The 19,599-nt window shown below is 63.4% G+C and carries 11 protein-coding genes; 9 read left to right on the top strand and 2 right to left on the bottom strand.

The window, feature by feature from the left end:
• Positions 1-4: 4 nt before the first annotated feature.
• Both VSP_RS20820 and VSP_RS20825 read left to right on the top strand, forming a co-directional pair.
• A complete protein-coding gene (locus tag VSP_RS20820) occupies positions 5-778 on the top strand; it encodes a DUF3313 family protein (protein ID WP_009963113.1) in 774 nt (257 codons plus the stop codon).
• 37 nt (positions 779-815) lie between these two features.
• The gene (locus VSP_RS20825) at positions 816-1,385 is read left to right on the top strand and encodes an NUDIX hydrolase (protein ID WP_009963115.1); all 570 of its coding nucleotides are present in this window, start codon (positions 816-818) and stop codon (positions 1,383-1,385) included.
• Positions 1,386-2,289: 904 nt separating this feature from the next.
• Here VSP_RS20825 and VSP_RS20830 read toward each other — a convergent pair.
• Positions 2,290-2,856, bottom strand: a complete 567-nt coding sequence (locus VSP_RS20830; RefSeq protein WP_029190623.1) for an LOG family protein — start codon at positions 2,854-2,856, stop codon at positions 2,290-2,292.
• A gap of 261 nt (positions 2,857-3,117) precedes the next feature.
• On the opposite strand from VSP_RS20830, the gene VSP_RS20835 reads away from it, so the two are divergent.
• From VSP_RS20835 to pbpC, 3 genes are all read left to right on the top strand, one after another.
• A complete protein-coding gene (locus VSP_RS20835; protein WP_009963117.1) occupies positions 3,118-8,937 on the top strand; it encodes an alpha-2-macroglobulin family protein in 5,820 nt (1,939 codons plus the stop codon).
• Between the two features lie 131 nt (positions 8,938-9,068).
• Positions 9,069-9,767 (top strand): hypothetical protein, encoded by a 699-nt coding sequence (locus VSP_RS20840; protein WP_009963118.1) that lies wholly within the window; start codon positions 9,069-9,071, stop codon positions 9,765-9,767.
• A 597-nt stretch (positions 9,768-10,364) separates the two neighbouring features.
• Positions 10,365-12,806, top strand: coding sequence for a penicillin-binding protein 1C (gene pbpC / locus VSP_RS36525; protein ID WP_009963119.1), 2,442 nt, complete (start codon positions 10,365-10,367; stop codon positions 12,804-12,806).
• On the opposite strand, the gene VSP_RS20850 is transcribed toward pbpC, so the two are convergent.
• Positions 12,705-15,131, bottom strand: coding sequence for an MMPL family transporter (locus VSP_RS20850; protein ID WP_081452634.1), 2,427 nt, complete (start codon positions 15,129-15,131; stop codon positions 12,705-12,707). The two genes, pbpC and VSP_RS20850, sit on opposite strands and share 102 nt — an antisense overlap.
• 86 nt (positions 15,132-15,217) lie before the next feature.
• Here VSP_RS20850 and VSP_RS36530 point away from each other — a divergent pair, with 86 nt between their 5' ends.
• The 4 genes from VSP_RS36530 to VSP_RS20870 all read left to right on the top strand — a co-directional run bounded on the left by VSP_RS36530 (position 15,218) and on the right by VSP_RS20870 (position 19,589).
• Positions 15,218-16,201, top strand: coding sequence for a chorismate transformation FkbO/Hyg5 family protein (locus VSP_RS36530; RefSeq protein ID WP_009963122.1), 984 nt, complete (start codon positions 15,218-15,220; stop codon positions 16,199-16,201).
• A 78-nt stretch (positions 16,202-16,279) separates the two neighbouring features.
• Positions 16,280-17,014 carry a hypothetical protein gene (locus tag VSP_RS20860; RefSeq protein ID WP_157210987.1) on the top strand — a complete coding sequence of 245 codons (735 nt, stop codon included), beginning with the start codon at positions 16,280-16,282 and terminating at the stop codon, positions 17,012-17,014.
• A 22-nt stretch (positions 17,015-17,036) separates the two neighbouring features.
• Positions 17,037-18,671, top strand: a complete 1,635-nt coding sequence (locus VSP_RS20865; RefSeq protein ID WP_009963125.1) for a thermonuclease family protein — start codon at positions 17,037-17,039, stop codon at positions 18,669-18,671.
• A 15-nt stretch (positions 18,672-18,686) separates the two neighbouring features.
• On the top strand, positions 18,687-19,589 hold the full coding sequence (locus tag VSP_RS20870; protein WP_009963126.1) for a hypothetical protein: 903 nt from the start codon (positions 18,687-18,689) through the stop codon (positions 19,587-19,589).
• Positions 19,590-19,599: the final 10 nt, after the last annotated feature.

Consider the following 19,599-nt stretch of genomic DNA (forward strand, 5'->3'; position numbering starts at 1 on the left):
TTCTATGGTTCGCGCTCGCTGGATGATGGCCGGATGGCTGATGTTGCTGACGTTGGGCATGGTCTCCTGCTCCGGCACAAACAATCTGCTCAAGGCCAAACCGGTGCCCTTGTCGGCTTTCATCGAGCACCCAAACGAGATGAAGCCAGATCGTAAGCGAGTACCCTTTCATAAGATCTGGCGGTCCCCAGACCCGGGCGTGCGGGAGCGCGTGGCTCAAAAGACCTCCATCTACGTGGCACCGGTGACGCTGAAATACTTGCGCCCCATCCACAAGGCGCTCATTGAAAAAGAGATCGCCATGGGCAGCATCGAGCGCAAGGAACGCGAGATGGCCACAATGCTCCGCAATCAGTTCGCGATCACCTTCCAGCGTTCTGAACGGGCGAGGTACGTGTTGACCCAGAAGCCGAATGCCAGCTCCGTCACCCTGGAACTGGCGCTGGTGGAACTGAGCCCCACCAGCCCCAAGGGGAACGCGGTCAAGACGGCGGCCAAGTTCGTCGTGGGTCCCCTGGCGGGCATTGGCGGCATGTTCACGAAGGGCAATGTCGCGATCGAAGGCAAGGTGAGGAACTCCAGCACTGGTGAACTGGTCTTTGAGTTCGCCGACAACGAAGCTGACCGGATGACCATGTACAGCCTGGCGGACTACCGCCCGTATGGGCACGCGACAGAGGCCATTCACGCCTGGGCCTCGCAGTTCGAACTCTTCACCCGAACCGCACCCGGGGACCGGATTCAGGACACCTTTGCCTTCACGCTGGATCCCCGGTAGCGGGCGGACCGTAGCCATGCTATGGGTACCCGCCCCCATGACCCGCCTGGACCTCCGCCAACAACTCGCTGACCTTGATCTCTCCCATCCCCACCGGACCGACGAAGTGCCCCATCGGGAGAAGATGATCGCGCTGCTGGACGAGCAGGAGGACTGCTTTCACCGCAGCTGTCACCCGGCCCATTTCACCGGCAGCGCCCTGGTGGTAAGCGCAGACGGCGCCCGCGCTCTGCTCACCCATCATCGCAAACTCGACTGCTGGCTCCAGTTTGGCGGCCATTGCGACGGTGATGACAACATCCTACAGGTGGCCCAACGCGAGGCGCTGGAGGAATCCGGTGTGGAGGGGCTCATCGTGGCCTCTACGCGCCCGTTTGATCTGGACATTCACCCCATTCCAGAGCGCAAAGGTGAGCCAGCCCACTGGCACTATGACGTACGCTACATGCTCATCGCCCCGGAAAATGCGCAATTCGTCACCAGTGACGAGAGCCACGAACTGCGCTGGTTCACCCCGGAGGAAATGCGGGATCTGCCGCTGAGTGAGGGCATGCAACGCCTGGCGACCAAGTGGGAGGCGATTTTGGAGCGGCGTATGTCTCGGTAAGAGGTGAATGGTGAGTGGTGAGGCGATGATGGGTTAGATCGCAGAAAGTTCGCAGCACGCGGGGTGTGCCACTTTGACTTGGTACGTGCGGAAGCGGGGAGCCCCCCCTCTGACCGCGTTTTCACAAACGCAGCCACGAGTTGCTTGTGCAGCGCTGCGGAAGGGAAAGCTCGTGGATGCATTCGTGAGAATGCGCAGCGGGGCCAAGCGGCCAGGAGATGTGGCTTGGCAGTGTTGGGCACGAGCAACCCCTCTGACCGCGTTTTCACAAACGCAGCCACGAGTTGCTTATGCAGCGCTGCGGAAGGGAAAGCTCGTGAATGCATTCGTGAGAATGCGTAGGGGGGCAAGCGGCCAGGAGATGTGGCTTGGCAGTGTTGGGCACGAGCAACCCCTCTGACCGCGTTTTGACAAACGCAGCCACGAGTTGCTTATGCAGCGCTGCGGAAGGGAAAGCTCGTGGATGCATTCGTGAGAATGCGTAGCGGGGCAAGCGGCCAGGAGATGTGGCTTGGCAGTGTTGGGCACGAGCAACCCCTCTGACCGCGTTTTCACAAACGCAGCCACGAGTTGCTTATGCAGCGCTGCGGAAGGGAAAGCTCGTGGATGCATTCGTGAGAATGCGCAGCGGGGGCAAGCGGCCAAGAGATGTGGCTTGGCAGTGTTGGGCACGAGCCCCCCCTCTGACCGCGTTTTCACAAACGCAGCCACGAGTTGCTTATGCAGCGCTGCGGAAGGAAAGCTCGTGGATGCATTCGTGAGAATGCGTAGGGGGCAAGCGGCCAGGAGATGTGGCTTGGCAGTGTTGGGCACGAGCCCCCCCCTCCGACCGCGTTTTCACAAACGCATCACTGGCTCACCACCCCCCTGAATTACCGGTTTACTGAATCACCAAATCACCGACTTACAGCCATTTGCTCACATCAGGCACCATGAAGTCCATCATGCGTCCAAGTAGGGCCTCGACATCGCGGTCCACCAGAAGCAGCGCATGATGCTCTGGGTGCAGGAGCTCGTTTTCCACCATGGCGTCCAGCATCTTCACGAGGGGATCGTAGTAGCCAGCCACATTGAGGAGGCCAACCGGCTTGGTGTGGAAACCGAGTTGCAGCCAGGCGAGGACTTCGAACAGCTCCTCCAGGGTGCCATAACCGCCGGGCAGCACCAGGAAACCGTCGGCGTGGTCCATCATGGCCTGCTTGCGCTCGTGCATGGTCTCCACCTCGATCAACCGGGTCACGCCGCGGTGCTCCTTTTCCAGCTCGACGAGCTTCTTAGGGATGACGCCGATCACCTCCCCGCCCTGGGCAAGGGCGGCATCTGCCACCGCGCCCATCAGCCCTATGCTGCCCCCGCCGTACACCATGCCCAGTCCGCTGCGCGCCAGCTTGGCCCCGACCTCTGCCGCCACCTCGGCAAAAACAGGATTGTTTCCGAAACTGGACCCACAATAGACACAGACGCGATGCATGGTGCAATGCATGATGATCGCTCCGGCGCGATCCGGCAACCGCGAATGCGATGCCCCCTTTCTGATCTGGCCCAAGAAAATCCCGCCGATCCGCGTTATCCCAAGTGTCGAACTGTCTCTGCCAGATGCCTCTCCCAGCCAGACTGCAAAAAGGCCAACGACCCGCGTCACAGCCGGGCGGGAAGTGACAAAAATGGGTGAATGTCTGCCATCGTCAACGACGTCAGTTTCTGCTAGGCTTTGCCAAACGCTATTTTCTCCATGAAAACCCGAGCATTCTTTGCTGCGCTCTGCGCGCTTTTTGCAGGCCTCTCACCTGTTCCCGCTTCCGCCGTGGAACTTGTCATTGAGCCTGACACCCTCTCCCCGTCCTCCACCGTCGAGCTGCGATTCGACACGCCCATGGTGGGCAAGGATCGCGTCGGCTCCGTGGAGCAGGCGTCTCCCCTGGTGGCCGCCCCGGCGGTGAAGGGCGAGTTCCGCTGGACCAGCTCTCGCAGCGGGCAGTTCCGCTTTACCCAGCCGCCCTCGTTTGCCACGAGCTACAAGTTTGCCTTGCGGCCGGGAATGAAAGATGTCGAGGGGACCGCGGTGGAGGCGACGGACTTGGGCGAGTTCGCCACGGAGGGGCTGAAGGTGGCCGATGAATGGCGGGCCTACCCCTACTACTCCGGCGATTCCGCCCAGCGCACCCCGTTTTACATTCTGCAGTTCAACGACCGGGTGAATCCGGCGGAGATCGCCAGGCAAGCCTACTTTGTGAGCAAGTCCAGCCCCGCACGGGTGCCCGCCACCGCCCGCCTGGCCACGGGGAAGGACTTCAAAAAGCAGTACCATGCTGAGCTGGTGCAGACCTGGGAGGAGCAGATCGCAGGCACGAAGCCCACGATCGGGCTGACCGACACCCGGCCCAACGCGATCGTTCTGGAAACAGCGTCTCCCCTGCCCATCGGTCAGGATTGGACGCTCGTGCTGCCGGCGACAATCGCCAATGCGAGCGGCAACGCCACCCTGGAAGGCGATGACACACGGGCGTGGGGAAGCATTCTCCCGCTGGGCATCAAGCGCCTCGTGGCCGAGCCTCACCTTGACCGGCCGCACTCGATCGACATCCTCTTTAACAAGGCAATCAGCAGCAATGATATCCCGCCTGCCCAGGCCGCCCAGCGCATCGCCCCCTTCATCCATGTGGAGCCGCCCGTGCCGGGCCTGAAGGTGGAGGCCAGCTACCAGTCTGTCTCCATCACCGGAGAGTTCACCCTGCACCAGCCCTACACCGTGACGCTGGCCGCCGGATTCCAGGGTGCCGATGGCCTGGCTCTCGCGACGCGCTCCAGGGACACCGTGACCTTCCGGCCGAGCCCGGTCTATGTCTCCACCACCGCCACCACGAACACCCAGCTCGCCTCCGGGAAGGGCATCTTCGATGTCTATGCCGCGAACTACAAGGACCTGCGCCTGCGCGTGAAGCAGCTCTCCGACGGTGAACTGCTGAAGGCCCGGGCCCTGTACGACGAGAGCTACGATCCACACGCGACGGACACAAACAAGTCCGCCCAAAAGGTGAAGGACACCCCGTTTGAAGCCTTCCCCGGCACGGTCATCTACGACCAGACCTATGCGAATGACAAGCCCCTCCAGCAGGCCACGTACATGGAGCTGAAGTGGAGAGACATCCTGGGCCAGCGCCCCGCCGCACCGGTTTTCATTGAGCTGCTGGCGACCGCCCAGGATCAGGCTCCGGGAGGTGCCGTGGTGAACCGGGCGATTGTGGAGTTCACCGACATTGGCCTGCTGGTGAAGGGCACGGACCAGGAGGCTCTGATTTACGCCTTCTCACTGAAGACCGGCCAACCGCTCACGGGTGTGCAACTCACGCTGGCCGATGAGCAGCGCGGATTTCTGAAAGTGGCGCAAACGGACGCGCAGGGCTTCGCCACAGTGCCCTCCAAAGGGGCGGAATGGGTGCTGGCCACCAAGGACCAGGACTGCACCTCCATGAACATCGGCAGCCGTGGCGACCGAATCGGCATGTGGGGCCACGGCATCAACATTGCGTGGGAATCCCCTTTCCGCGACCGGTTCGAGACCTTCATCTTCTCCGACCGCCCGGTGTACAAGCCCGGTGACACGGCCCATGTGAAGGCCATCACCCGGCATCGCAACGGCGATTCCCTCACGCTGGGAGGCAAGCCCGCCACCGCCACCATGGTGCTGACGGACGAGCGCAACCGCACGGTCCTGACGAAGCCGGTCACCTTCACCGCCAACGGCACTTGGGCAGATGACATCACCTTCCCGGACACCACCACCGGCTGGTACAGCCTGCGACTGGAGTACCCGAAGATGGACGCCACGGGCAATCCGCTGCCAGCCTCGGCCAACGGGGATGACGAAGACCTGCAGATCGCCAATCTGGAACTGCGTGTGGATGACTACAAACCCAACACGTTCGAGGTAAAACTGGAGGGCACCCGCAACCGGGTCCTGGGCGACCGGGTGAAAGTGCCGCTCACGGCCAGGTACTACATGGGCAAGGCCCTCTCCTCCGCCAAGGTGAGCTGGAGCGCCGGTCTCGCGGAAGACTACGTGCCCCCTGCGGAATGGGCGGACTATCACTTCGGCGATGCACCCGATTTCTGGCACTACGGTCAGAAAGATCGTGATGATGAGACCGCCGACAGCGACGAGGAAGAGTCCCAGCTCAGCTGGGGCGCGCACGGCGAGTTGACGCTCAATGACGACGGCACGGTGGACATCGAGATGCCCGCCCCTCCGCTGCACAAGGCCTCCCTGCCGCAAACGGTGAGCCTCTATGCGGATGTGACCGACGTAAACCAGCAGACCATCTCCAGCACGACCGAGTTCAAGCTCCCCGGGGCCGACTTCATCGTGGGGGCCAAAAAGCATAGCTGGTACGCCACCGCAGGCAAGCCGTTCGCCTTTGAGCTGGCCGCCCTCACCCCCCAGGGCCAGAGCTTCACCGCGCCAGTGGGCCTGGATGTGAAGGTGGAACGCATGGAGTGGAACACGGTGCGTGTGGAAGGTGCAGGTGGGGCCATCACCACCAAGAACCAGTCCCGGATCATTGAGGAGCTCAAGACCTCCGTGCAGCTCAGCAGCAGCAATGGCCGGGCCAGTGCAGGCACCCTGAGCTTCACCCCCAAGCAGGGCGGCACTTATTTCCTCACGGCCACCGCCGCGGATGCCCAGGGGCGCACCGTGCTCACCCGGGTGCCTTTCTACGCGGTGGGAGGCAAAGGGTTCCCCTGGTCCCTGGAAGATGGCAGCCGCATCACCCTGCAGCCGGACAAGACGACCGTGAAGCCGGGCGAAGAAGTCAGCATCGTGGTGAAGACACCCTTCGCCGGCCAGGCCTTGGTGACGGTGGAACGCAACAGCGTGCTGCGCCATCTGGTGGCCCCCGTTTCGCCCGAGAATCCGGTGGTAAAACTGAAAATGACAGAGGAAGACGGCCCGAATGTCTTCGTCTCCGTGATCGTGATTCGCGGTGCAGCCGACAGCCCCCAGCCGGACCCCATGCCAGAGTACAAGGTGGGCTATTGCGAGCTTACCGTGCCCTCCGACAGGAAGCGCCTCTTTGTGGAGGCCAAGCCCTCCAGCGACACGGTACGCCCGGGTGAAGAGCTCAGTGTGACCGCCACCGTGACGGATGCAGGGAAACAACCTGTGGCCGGTGCCGATGTCACTCTCTATGCAGTGGACGAGGGCGTGCTGAGCCTGATGAACTACCTCACGCCACAGCCGTTCGAGTTCTTCCACATGCCCATGGCCCTGGCCGTGAACAGCTACAGCACCCTGGACTCCCTGCTGGAAGAGGCCCTGGATGACCGCTATCGCGGGAACAAGGGCATTGTCATCGGTGGGGGGGGCGACGACGCCGACCCCAGTGCCGCCCTGCGCAAGAATTTCGTGGCCACCGCCCTGTGGAGCGCCACGCTGACCACCGACGCCCAAGGCAAGGTGAACGCCACCTTCAAGGCCCCTGACAGCCTCACCCGCTATCGCGTCATGGCAGTCGCCGCCAAGGACGCAGATCGCTTTGGCAGTGGCGAGTCCAAGTTCGTGGTGAACAAGCCGCTCATGGTGGACCCGGTGGTACCGCGCTTTGCCCATCTGGGCGATGAAATCCTCATCAAGGGGATCGTCCATAACACGACGCCACACGATGGCAATGTAGAGCTCGAACTGACTCTGGATGACAATGCCATCCTCATCACCGAGCAGCGTCCGTTTGCCCTCGTGGGCGTGCGGAACCGCATCACCATGAATGCCAGCCGCAGCGAGCGCCGCCCCATCACTCTGAAGGCTGGCGAAACGGTCGCTGTGGCCTTCCCGGTGCGCTTTGTGAAGACCGGCACCACCACGTGGAAGTGGCAGGTGCGGACCACCACCTGGGCCCCCGGGGCTCCAGCCCTGAGCGATGCAGTGGAGAGCAAGTTCGAGGTAAATTCCCCAATCCCGGCGCTGCGTGAGGTGCAGTACTTTGAGCTGACCTCCGCCTCCGGCAGCCAGAACCTGCTACAACGGATCAATCCCCAGCTGCTGGAGAGCGAAGGCGATCTGAACCTGAGCTTCAGCCAGAGCCGTCTCTATGAGGCGCGGGATGCGCTGGACCAGACGCTGCACTACCCCTATGGCTGTGTGGAGCAGACCAGCTCCGCCACCCTGCCCTGGCTGGCCCTGTCCCGCTATGAGGCGATGTTCCCGGATCTGCTGCAGAAGGCCAAGGCGAATGACGCCATCAGCAAAGGCGTGCGCCGCCTCCTGGCCATGCAGACCGACTCCGGCGGCCTCTCCTACTGGCCCGGCGGTGATACCCCCGTGTACTGGGGCAGTGCCTATGGAGCCTTTGTCCTGATGAAGGCCAAGGAATGGGGTGTCCCAGTGCCTCAGGACTCCCTGGACAAGCTCACGGACTACCTCTCCAAGGGGCTTCGGGAGTTTGACCTCGCCGCCAGCACGGAGAACGAGAAGCTGACGGACGCCGCCATGGGCCTTTACGTCCTGGCCAAGGCAGGCAAGACAGAGCCCGCCTACGCTACACTGCTCTTCCAGCGTCGTGAGAAGCTGCCAGAGACGGCGCGTCTCTACCTGGCTCTCTCCATGTGCCTCAACAATGCCGCCCCCCGCCAGATCGCGGAGCTCGTGAAGGCACCTGCCAAGCGCACCCCACAGCATCGCTACTGGGCAGCGCCAGAGCTGGCCCATCCGCTGCGCCTCCTGGTGGCCACCCACCTGGGCATGAAGGCTGAGGCACAGGCCGCCGCCACGGAACTGCTGCGCACCCGCACGGGCCGCGGTGACTGGGGCACGACCTTTGGCAATGCCTGGAGCCTGCTTGCCCTGAGCGCCGCGGAACGCCCCACCAAGGACGCAGCTCCAAACCCGCTCACCCTGGTGGCCAACTGGCAGGGCACCCCCAACCAGGTGGTACTGGGAGACAACCTGGCCAGCCAGGCCATCCAGTTCCCGCTCAAGCGCAACGGTAGCCCAGCTCCCCTGAGCGTGGCTCTGCCTGACACACGCCCGGTGATGGGCCGCCTGGAAGTGAAGGCCTACCCAGACCTGAAGACCTTCCAGCCAGTGTCCAAGGGATTCACCATCCGCCGCAAGTACGAGCGACTCACGCCCATCGGCACGCGTGAGGCGGCCAAGAACCTCCGCGTGGGCGACCTCATCGTGGTGACTCTCGACATCACCGTGGACAAGCCCAACCGCTACATGGCCATCAACGATCCGCTGCCCAGCGTGTTCGAACCCGTCAATCCGGAGTTCGTCACCCAGAACCAGCGCCAGAATGAAGAAGGCGAGGACAATGCCTGGTTCTGCGACCATCGCGAACTGCGCAGTGACCGCGCCCTCTTCTTCACCAACGACGCCACAGATCAGGGCCAGTTTGAGCTGAAGTACCTGGCCCGTGTCATCGCTGAAGGGGATGTCATCGTGCCGCCCACCCGCATCGAGGCCATGTATGAGCCCAATCACTACGGCCTCGGTGAGATCCAGCGCGTCATGACCCTGCCCATGGGTGATGGCAGCGACGTGGTGGCGCGGTAAGGCCCGCTGCGCGGGGGACACAAGACTTGAACTCACAGGTGTAAGCAGACGTTATCGGCCACAGTGCCCGGGTGGGATTCGCCCGGGCACTGGGTGGTTCAGGACACAACCCAATCGAAGCGTATCTCTCCATGAAACTGGACTCTTTACCCGCTGAGGAGCCGTTGGCGTGCGTGGGTGAGGGGCTGATGTCGGAGGAGGAAGGCGATCGCTCGTTTTATCTGCCACGCTTGACTGAGGACGCCTATCAGGGGCTGGCCGTGGTGCACTGGACACTCACTCTGAAGCGGGGCGACGAGTTCCAACTGGATGAGTTGTTCCATCTGCGGCTGCGCGAATGCATGATGCATACCTTCGCCAGAGAAGAAGGCGGAGGGGTAATCTGCCCCGTGTATTGCCTCATGCCGGATCACTTGCATCTGATCTGGATGGGTACCGATGAACGAGGTGGGGGCGTGGGGGATCAACAGAAGCTGATGGCTTTTTTCCGTACGCACCTGAAGCGAGCCATCTCCCCTGCCCGGCTGCAGCATCAGGCGCACGACCATGTGTTGAGAGAGGATGAGCGGCGTCGGAAAATGTTTGCCACCGTGTGCAACTACATCTTGGGAAATCCTGTGGAGGCAGGTCTGGTTAAGACCGCGGAAGAGTGGCCTTATTCAGGCTGTGTGGTGCTCGGATATCCGGATTTACAGCCCCTACAGGAAAACTTCTGGGGCGTGTTCTGGAGGATCTATTGGAAAAAGCGCGGCGAAGAAAAGCGGGTCAGAGATATCGCCCGAAAGTTGAAGGACAAGGAAGACAGGGATTCCGGAAAGGAGGGGCATTGAGATGCCAGCGAACGATCCATCTCCGATGGGTGGACGCGAAGGCGCCAGCCACCAGCTTGCCTACGGCCGCGTTAGCCGAGAGACATCTCCCTCTGCCCAAGCCCAAACAACACCGTCCGTAGTTGTCGACGTGAGGAGGCACTTACTTCCCCATCTGCCACCCCTCTCCCGCTCAACCGCCCCGCCTGCCCAACGCTCGCCCCTCCACCGCGAGGCCCGCGCCATAGACGCCTCAGCTAGTGCCTCCTCACGTCGTCAACTACATGGCCGCTGGGTGGTTGGTCATCAAACACCAGTGGGCAAGCGCACAGGCGTCAGCCACCAGCTTGCCTACGACCGCGTTAGCCGAGAGACATCTCCCTCTGCCCAAGCACCACCAACACCGTCCGCAGTTGACGACGTGAGGAGGCACTTATTTCCCCATCTGCCACTTCTCTCCCACTCAACACCGCCATCTGCCCAACGCCCGCCCATCCTCCGCAAGGCCCGCACTGCACACGCTTCATCTAGTGCCTCCTCGCGTCGTCAACTACATGGCCGCTGGGTGGTTGGTCATCCATCACCAGTGGGCACACCCCATCCCCAAGGAGGTGCGGCATGAACCCCGATCCCACTTCCCCAGCCTCGCCACGTCCCCCCACCTTCAAACGCCGCGTCCTGCGCGCGGCCCTCTGCTGCGCCTGCCTCTTCGCCCTCGGCTGGTGGATCCTCCCCTGGGCCGTACCGCTCCCGGAAGGACTCCTGAAACCTCAAAACGTGTCCCCCACCTTCCTGGCAGCAGACGGCACACCTCTCCGCCAACTGCTCACCGAGGATGGCCAACGCGTCGGAGCACCCGTGCCTTTTGACCAAATCCCTCCGGCCCTGCTGCACGCCACGCTCGCCGCGGAGGACAAACGTTTCTTCAGCCACAGCGGGGTGGATCTCCTCGCCATCAGCCGGTCGGCGCGGGATAACTTTCGCCATGGCCAAGTGGTGTCGGGGGCCTCTACCATCACACAACAGCTCATCAAGATCTCCGCAGAGAAGCGCAAGCGCCGCAACCTGCTGACGAAGATCACCGAGGCCCTGCAGGCCCGACGCCTGGAGATGTCCTGGAGCAAGGAGCAAATCCTGCCGGAATACCTGCACCGGGTGAGCTATGGCAACCTGCTCACAGGCTGCGGCGGCGCGGCCCAAGGTTATTTCAACAAACCCATGCGCGACCTCACCCCTGCGGAGTGCGCCTTCCTGGCCTCCCTGCCCCAGGCGCCATCGCGGCTCAACCCCTTCAAGAACCTGAAGGCGCTCCGCAAACGCCAGCAGCATGTCTTGAAGAAGATGCAGGAGGCGGGCTGGCTCACGAGCGAAGCCTATGAGCTGGCCATCGCTGAGCCGCTGAAGCTGCAACGCGGCACGGGAGGGTTCAGCGCTCCGCACGCCGTGGAGTTGCTGCTACAGCAATGCAGCGCGGACGTCCCGACCGAATCACCCCCCGGCACCTTCCGGACGACGATCGCCCCGGACCTCCAGCGTCGGGTAGAAGCGATCCTGCAGCATCGCATGAGCCTGCTGGAAGGCAAACACGTCACCCAGGCAGCGGCCGTGGTGCTGGAGAATGCCACCGGCAGGGTGTTGGCGCTGGCGGGGTCGCGCGACTTTTTCGGCACCGACAGCGGCCAGATCAATGGGGCTTGGGCACCGCATTCACCGGGCTCCGCACTCAAGCCCTTCACCTATCTCCTTGCTCTGGAGCGCGGTTTCACCACGGCCAGCATCATCCCCGATCTGCCGGTGGAGTACACCACGCCCACGGGCCTCTACCGACCGGAAAACTACGACCGTAAGCTCAACGGCCCCGTGACGCTGCGCACCGCCCTGGGCAGTTCCCTGAACATTCCGGCCGTGAAGGTGCTGCAACAACTGGGTGGGGAGACGTTGCTTCTCAAAACCCTGCAAAACGCCGGCATCACCACCCTGGACCAGGCGGCGGATCACTACGGGCTGGGCCTGACGATCGGCAATGCCCCAGTCCGCCTGCTGGAGCTGGCCAATGCCTACGCCACCATCGCCCGCCTGGGAAAAAACCAGCCCTGGACACTGCTCCAGCCGGCCAGCACCGCCCCGCCGGCAGCAGAACCTGCCCCGCTGTTCCAGCCCACCTGTTGTTTCCTCATTGCGGACATCCTCTCCGACAACCAGGCACGGGTGCTGACCTTCGGCCCCCACTCCGTCATCCGCATGCCCTTCCCCTGTGCGGTAAAGACGGGCACGAGCACCAACTACCGGGACAACTGGACGATGGGCTTCACCCCGGAGTTCACCGTGGGGGTGTGGGTGGGGAACTTCGACAACACCCCGATGAACCAGGTTTCAGGAGTCACGGGAGCGGGCCCGGTCTTCCGGGAGATCTTCAGCCACCTGCATGACACCCGGGGCACCTCCTGGTACGCGCCCCCCGCAGACCTCATCCGGGCCAGGGTGGACCCTCGCAACGGCCGCCGCATCACGGCGCAGTCCCCGCTGGTGGGGATGAGCCGGGAGGAGTACTTCCTGCCCGGCACCCTGCCACCACCGGCCCTTTCTGCAGACTACCAGACGGGTACGGGCCGGGCCTACCTGCCCATGGAGTACTCCGCCTGGCTGGCAGGCAGCGACCACTGGCTCACCGGCATGGTCGCCCTGCGCCCGCGGGATCCGCTCATGACGCCCCCCCGCATCACCACCCCGCTGGACGGCACCGTGTTTTACCTCGATCCCGACCTGCGCGACCAGGGCGGGCGGCTGATGCTGGAGGCCTCCCCCGAGGGCCTGCAGTGGACCTCTCCCACGCTGGAGATCGCCCTGGACGAGGACCAGCCCTATGCCCTGCTCACCGTGGGGCACCATGAACTGGTGGCCCGCCAGCCCGGCAGCGGCGATCTGGCCAGGGTCCGCATAGAGGTGCGCCCGCCGCCCTCAGCGGCCCTGCGCCGGCCCGGGCTTCTCAGCGTCCCGATTCCCGCCCAGCCAGGCGCGCCAGTGGGGCAGCAGCCACAGGGCGAAGACCAGCGTCCATAGGCTGCCCACGGAGCAGGCGATCCCCAGACTGGCCACCCCGCCGTTGCTGGCGAAGACGAGACTCATGAAGCCAATGATGGTCGTGACTCCACAGAAAAACACCGCCCTGCCCGTGGTGGCCCACACCTTGCTGATATCGTTGTGGTCCCGTTTCATGGCGAGCAGCATGTGAATGCCGTAATCGATCCCCAGTCCCAACAACAGAGGCAGAGATGCCACATTCGCCAGGTTCCACGACTGGCCCAGCAGGGCCATGGAGGCCGCCAGCGCGGCGATGCCCATGAAAAGCATGAGCAGACAGAGGGCAAAGTCCACCCCATTGCGAAAGGTGAGCGCGAGCATGATGGCCAGGACGAGCAGCAGCGGCAGCATGAGCCGGGTGAGATCTTTCTGGATGCGGGCAGAGAGGGAGGGGCCGAGCGTCTCCCACCCGGCCAGATGCACATCCTGCCCCACGAGGCGCTGGCTCAGCGCTTCCAGCCTGGCCAGGTCTGGACTGCCGGGCTCCCCCGCGAAACTGACGGAGCCCAGCAACACGGAACCGCCCTGGGTGGCCTGAGGATTAAAGAAGCGTCCCACCACCCCCGCAGCGACCGGCTCGCTGGGCAGGGGTTGCGCATCACCCTTCCCCTGCCCCAGTTTTTCAAGAACCGCCAGGGTGCGGTCGGAGAGCTGCAAGGCGTCTTCTGTGAATCCCGCATCCAGCACGGCTGCATTCAGCCTCGTTTTTTGACTGGCCAACTGCACCAGCCGGGGGCGGTTGGCTCCTTGAGCCGCCGCATCCGGCAGGAGCGCCACAGGCAGGGAATGCTGGCGGATCAGTCCATCACGACGGGCCTGGTCCAGCACCCTCACCGCCGGAGCCATGCGTTCACGCGCACTCTGCCAGTCCCGCGTGGTGGCGATGAGCGGCACCGTGGCCTGGTCCGGCTTGCCCAGCGCCTGCTGCAGATGCTCCCATCCCACCATGGACTGGCTGTGTGCAGGGCGCAGCACGGCCGAGCTGGACTGGAACCCCGGGAAACCACGCACGATAAAGATGCCCCCCATCACGAGCAGCACCCCCACCGTAGCCAGCAACCCGGCACGTGGAGACACTGCCGGCTTGCGCGCAAGCAGCACGGTCGGGCGCACTTTTCCTCGAACCACCAGTTCCGGCATGATAAGCACCATGACGGCAAAGCCCGCCATCACCCCCAGGGCCACCATGAGCCCCATGTCCGCCAGACCCGGCAGGCCGCTGAAGAGCAGCGCCAGGAACACGGTGGCCGTGGTGCAGGCTCCGCCGAAGATGGGCGGCAACGCACTGCGCCGCAACTCCGCAGCAGAGAGATGCGGGTGATCCATGCCCTCCTGCAAAATAAAGACCGCGTAGTCCACCGCGATGCCCAGAAGGATGGAGGCAAACCCGAGGCTCATGATGGAGAGCTCCCCCAAGACCCAGCCACCCAACGCCAGACTGAACAACACCACCAGCGCCAGCAGCACCTGGATCCAAAGCAGCATCTTCCACCGGCGGAACATGAACCAGAAGAGCGCGGCGATCAGCACCGTGGCCAAGCCAATGGTACCGCTCAGATCCCGCTCAATGCCGGACCCGGTCTCAGCCATGAAGGAGGGCTCTCCCGTGTAGAGAAATTGCAGACGATGGCGGGCGTCGCCTCCCGCATTCTGCCATTTAAGAATCTCGCCCTGCACCTCTGCCATCCAGGCGCTGGCCCTTTTGTACCCCGTGAGCTTTTCCTTGGGCGCCACCAGCAGCAGCCGCACCGTGCCATCGGCAGAGGCAGTGCTGAATCCCGCATCGTCCATGGAGGTCAGCCCCCCCAGGTCCACCGCCTCCAGCAGGCCCAGCGGATCATAGGACCACCGCTGCACCTCGGCGGGATCTGGGGAGCTGGCCAGCTTCTCCAGCACCCGTTCCAGATGAGCAGCCAGCTTGTCCGGCCCGAGCTGGCTTTCCAGTCGGGCGATCCGATCCGGCGGGGCGTTCTGGAGCGCCCAGGCCAGCAGCGCGGCGGCGGCATCTGGATTCTCCAGGGTACCGGCCCACTCCACGCTACGCACGAGGTGGCTGACTCCGCGGAGGTGCGCTCCCAGCCCGGCCACGCTGGCCGCCGCGGCCTCCGAATCAGGGGCCACCAGTCCCACCAACAGCTCATCCCCACCGGAGAAACCGTCTCGCAGGATGCGCAATCCCGCTGCCTCCGGAAGGTCCGCAGGCAGCGTCCCCAGAATGTCCGTGTCCAGGTGCAGCCGCTTGATCCCACAGAAGGTCAGCACCGCCACCAGAATCAACAGCCCCAGTCGCATCCAAAATCGCATGGCGGGAGAATAAACACCCCGGTCCGTACGTCCATGAGTGACTGTGCAAGAGTTTGACTTTTCATCCTAAAAAAGCGTTAATCCCCATGATGTTCCCTGATGTGCTTGCAGGCCCCCATGTCCCTCATTTTGAAGTTCATTTTGACGCGAAGACCAGCGCCCTGAGCCATCTTCCCGGCACCTGTCGGCTGGACCTCCCCGTGCCTGGGTTGCACGGGCCTTTCGAAGAAAAGTGGCTCACGACCGGAGCAGTCCCACACAGGGAGGGACCTTTCTACTTTTTAGAGTCGAGCGACCACTTGCACGGCGCTGTGGTGGTGGATGTGGCAGGTCGCCTGGAGGAGCCGATTCAGGCTGCCTACTCCCAGCTTCTAGAGATCTGCACCCGCCGCGGATTTTACCTTCACCGGATCTGGAACTACGTGCCCCACATCAACGAGACCGATCATGGCCTGGAGCGGTACCGCCAGTTCAACCTGGGCAGATGGATGGCCTTCGAGCAGCGCTTTGGGCGGGATTTACGGGCCTACATGCCAGCCGCATCCGGAGTGGGTGTTGGGGGCAGTCAGTTCTTCCTTACCTTCATCGCGGGGAAAACACACCCCGTCTATCTGGAGAATCCCTCCCAAGTGCCCGCTTACCACTACCCCTCTGACTACGGCCCCAAACCACCCAGCTTTGCCCGGGCCGTGCTGGTTACCGAAGGGGGCACCACCACCGGGTACCTCAGCGGAACGGCCAGCATCGAGGGACATCGCACCGTGGGTGAGGGCGATTGGCACACCCAGTTCCGTACCACCATGCACAACATCGAAATCATGTTCGATCGTATGGACATGATGGAGGCCCTGCGCGGCCCCGAGGCCGCCGCAAAGGCCGGGATCGTGCGCCGGGATTTCAAGTGCTATCTGCGTCATGCCGAGGCACTTCCGCTGATCAAAGACTGGCTCACCGAGGAACTGGGCCTGGCCAGCCACCAGGCCACCTTCCTCCAGGCAGACATCTGCCGTCAGGAACTGGACCTGGAAATCGAAGCGGTCGTGGAAAAACGAACGTCCGGTTCCTACTGAATGGGCTTGCCGCCAACATGGTAATCATTATGCTGGATCAGGAGTAATTCCCTACAAATCAGCACCCGCGCGTCTCCTTTGCCTGTCCGACTGTTCTCCTCACTCTCTATTCTTCCCTCACGGGCTTTCACAGCCGCCCTGCTGGCGGTGTTGCTGTTTGCCTCCAAGGACTCCTCCGCCGCTCAAGATGCGTCTCCCGAGCGGGACTTGCGCTCCATGAAGCTGCAATTGCGCCAGGATCTGGTGGGTGCGATCCTGCCGGAGAAGCGTACGCAAAGGGATGAGATGACCGCTCTGGAGAAGAAACTGGCTGCAGCCCAGGACTTTGCCGGAGCCATTCGCGCCCGGGATGAGCGCCTCAAGTTGGAAAAAGAAATCGCCACCCTGGAGAAGGAGCTTCCCGCCCTGAAAGCGCAGGCTCTGAGTCTGCTGGCCAAGACGCTGCCGGACAAGATTGAGTTCAAGCTGAGCGATGCCGTGCTCAACGGCCTTACTCTGGACGCCCAAGGTGCGGTCTTGAGTGGGTTCAGTACCCCAGGGGCCTCCGCCACGTGGAAGCTGCCCGACCTGCCCCCCGGAGGCTACGAGGTCCTGCTCCGCTACACCGCAGAAGACGGCGAGGTGGTCCTGCAAGAGTCCTTCTACTCCCTGAGCGCCATCTGCCGCCCTCCCCTGAAGCAGGCTGAGGAGAAGTCACTGGGCACTCTGCGAATCCGCGATGGCAGCGGCATTCTCACCTTGAAGGCGAAAGCGCCTGAGAAAAGCGCCTCTCTGCGCGTTTACGGTCTGGTACTCATGCCGGCCGCCCGTTAATCCCTTCCCCTTCCCCAAGCCGGTGAAAACGCGTCTTGCCCTGCTGTTGTTGCCGCACCTGACTTTCGTCAGCTCGTCCCCCGCCCAAGCTCCCCCGACGGCGGCCCCGACGCTACCCGCAGCCGTTCTCCCTGGGGAACCGGTAGAGCTTAGCCAGCTACGGCAGCAGTATGCCCTGCGCGCCCTGGCCTCCTCCAAAACTCTGGCGGAACAATACGCCGTGGCCTTGGGCAATCTGGCCCGGGAGGTGGGGGCAGAGGGCGATTACGAGCAGGCCCTGACCGCGCAGCGTCTGCGCCAGGAACTGGCGGATCTGTACGCGAGGTCTCTGGACGATCCCACCCTCTCAAACGTGATGGTGCTAAAGGCGGCCGATGCCCGGCCGAGCGGCACGGTTTCTTACGACCGGACCACTGGCGACCTCACCAACTGGAAGAGCGTGGGGAGCCTCGCCGTCTGGGATGTGCAAAAGATCGTCCCGGGGAAGTACAACGTCGTCGTGACCTATTCCGTGGCCCCCATGGGAGATCCGCCCACTCGCATGAGCATCTACACGGTGAGTGAGGACCTCATCACGGGAGGTGAGTTTGAGTTCTATGAAGATTCGAGTCTGGCAGGTGCGTCCATGAACCGTCGCGCCGGCCAGGTGGCCGACACTGGAGGCTGGGACAAGCCAGCCTACCTCCAGCTCGCCCCCATCACGCTCAACCGCACCTCTGCCAGGTTCGCGGTAAAGATCACCCGCACCCGCGGTTCTGGCGGGGTCATGCGACTGAAGGAGGTGCGCCTCACCCCGGTCAAAGAAGGTGACACGCCTGCTTCAGCGCCCGCCGCCCCCCTGGATGGCAACGGGGCCCCTGCACCGGCCGTGGATGAGGTGACCAAGATCAACGAGACCTGGACCACCCGCATCCAGCAGATCGTCAAGCCGTACGTAGGTGCCTACATCGACAAGGTGAACAAAATGGCAGAGCAGGCGCACGCCCGAAATGACGAGGAGGCCGCGTCCGACCTCCAGGTGGAGATCCGCACCGCGCAGCGCCTGGTGGAACGACCAGACCGCATCATCACCATCAGCAGTGCGGCAACGCCCACCACCAGCCTGCGAGCCCAGGGCTTCAAAGAATGGGAGGGTGCGACCTACATCTCCAGCGTGAACAACACGGGAGATGAGTTTCTGGTCAGCTACCAGGGTGAGTCGGTGCCGGTGCGACTCCTGTGGGTGACGTGCCCGCCCCTCTCCGTGCACGGTGGGGCACAGGTCAAGATGTGCAGCGACTACTTTGGCCTGGATCCAGATGACATCTATCTTCTGGGCAAGCAGGCGCAGGTCTTTACCGACGCCTTCCTCCAAGGCCGCCCCCTCAAGATTCTGACCCGCGGCAACAAGGACCCGGACGGCCATCTTCTCGTGGCCGTGCAATTGGAAGGCGTGGGCGACTTCGCCGGCATCCTGGTGGACAACGGTCTCGCCTGTGTGAACAGGCCCACCGCTCGGGCCAAGAATTCCCGACGCTTCGAGGAAATGACCCTCTCCAATCTCAAGGAACGGGAGAAACAGGCCCGGCAGCGTCCCATCCCACCGGGAGCCTGGGCCGTGTCCCCAGACCAGGAAAAGCCTGCGCCCTCCGCAAACACGAACTCGACCGCGAATTGACCAGCGAACCGCGCGATGCGTCCCCTTTCCTCTCTTTTCCAGCCCCCTCACCTCCCGGCACTGTGCCGGGTGGCGGCATTGGTTGTTTCCTTGTCCGCGCCTTCTCTGGCCCTGCGGGCCCAGACCCCGGCACCGGCACCGGCACCGGCTCCCGCACCCGTGAGCGCCCCGGCCGTGGCCCCCGCTGCCGCAGCAGCCTCCGCATCGCCCAGCCTTCAGTCCCGGCTGGAGACGCTGGACGCCACTTACAAGTCCAACCTCCGCCGCCTGCATGCCCCGGTGCTGCAGGACTACATGCGCCAGTTGGAGCTGCTCCGCCAGCAGCTCGGTGCCCGTGCCCGCCTTTCTGACGCCAAGACGGTGGAGAAGGAGATCGAGCAGGTAAAGCAGCTCATCTCCAACGGCGGAGCCATGCCCTACACCGCGCTCCAGCCTGCCCCTCCCGTGGCCAGCGGCACTCCCGTGGCAGCAGTGCCCGCCCCCCCTCCCCCCCCAGGCCCGCCCGGCCCCGGCCCTGGCATGAGCAAGCGCCCCAGTCTGGTGCTGCACCCCAACATGGCCAAGGTGCAAGGTGTTCCTACGGACCCCTCCGCCAAGACCCTCTCCTTGGGAGTCGCGGAGTGGTCCGTGCCCAGCCTCCCCGCCGGCAGCTATGATCTGAGCATCGTCTTCTCCGCCGCCAAGCTGGACAACGACGCGGAGATCCGCGCCTTCTTCAATGGCAACGACCTCACCGCCACTCTCAGCGCTGATCGTGCCACAGGCTCCGATCAGACCTTCCGCATCTTCCGCATCGGCCACATCACGCTCGCTCAGGACGTGACCAACGAAGTACTGCAAATGCGCAGCAACCTCCCTCTAGGTCAGATGCAGGTGAAGAACGTGATCTTTGCCGAGCCGAGGAAGGTCAAGGAGTAGGGGGAAGAGG

The organism is Verrucomicrobium spinosum DSM 4136 = JCM 18804 (assembly GCF_000172155.1).
In the GTDB taxonomy this organism is placed as follows: Bacteria; Verrucomicrobiota; Verrucomicrobiia; order Verrucomicrobiales; family Verrucomicrobiaceae; genus Verrucomicrobium; species Verrucomicrobium spinosum.